Origin of the sequence: Georgenia sp. SYP-B2076 (genome assembly GCF_003991205.1) — a bacterium.
Classification (GTDB): domain Bacteria; phylum Actinomycetota; class Actinomycetes; order Actinomycetales; family Actinomycetaceae; genus Georgenia.
Genome location: NZ_RXOZ01000028.1, coordinates 1 through 825 on the forward strand (window position 1 = coordinate 1; position 825 = coordinate 825).

At 78.2% G+C, this 825-nt stretch carries 1 protein-coding gene; it reads right to left on the reverse strand.

The genetic code is table 11. From position 1 onward, the window contains the following. Window positions 1-825: DUF222 domain-containing protein (locus EJK16_RS11305; RefSeq protein WP_127129364.1), on the reverse strand; the 825-nt coding region annotated here is incomplete at both ends.

The following is an 825-nucleotide window of genomic DNA, read 5'->3' on the forward strand; positions in this document are numbered from 1 at the left end:
GGGTGGTGCCGAGGTCGAGGACCTGCCCGGAGAGGGGGTCGGTGACCAGGCGGCGCCAGGTCCCGCCCAGGGCCAGGGCGCGGGCGGTGGCGGGGTCGATGGGGCCGTAGCCGTCCAGGGTGCCCGGTTCGGTCCCGCCGAGCAGGGTGGTCAGCGGGACGGTGACGTTCACGCGGACGGGGACCCCGGCGACCTGCCCGATCGGGAACCACGGCGCCGCCGGCCCCGGTGGCCCGGCCCCGCCCGCGCCGGGCAGGGAGGCGGTGTCCGGCGGACCCCCGCCGCCGACATCGCCCACGCCCGCACCGGCGTCACCGTCCGGGTCCGTGCCGATATCGGCGTCGGCGTCAGGGTCCGTGCCGATATCGGCGTCGGCGTCAGGGTCCGTGCCGATATCGGCGTCGGGGTCCGTGCCGGCCTCGACCTCGGCGTCGGCGTCGGGGCCGGCCGCGTTATCGCTGTGGTCGGTGTTGCTGCGGGTGTCGGGTGCCGTGCCGGCGTCGGCGTCCGCGGTGGTGGCTGTAGTGGCGTCGCCGGTGTCCGCGTCCGCGTCGGTGGTGGTGGGTGGGGTGCCGAGGCCGCCTTGGGTCAGGGCGTGGGTGCCCAGGGTGGCGAGGGTGTCGGCGCGGAGCTGGTCGAGGGTGCGGTGGTCGCCGTGGGCGCGGGCGGTGCGGGCGGCGCCGTCCAGGGCGAGGTCCAGGGCGATGGCGTCGGGGGCGGGCAGGACGGTGTAGATCGAGGCCATGCCGTCGGGCAGGGCGCGGGGGTGGCACACGCGCCGGCGGGCCCGGGCCGCGCGGTGGCGTGCGGTGACGTCGTGGTGGT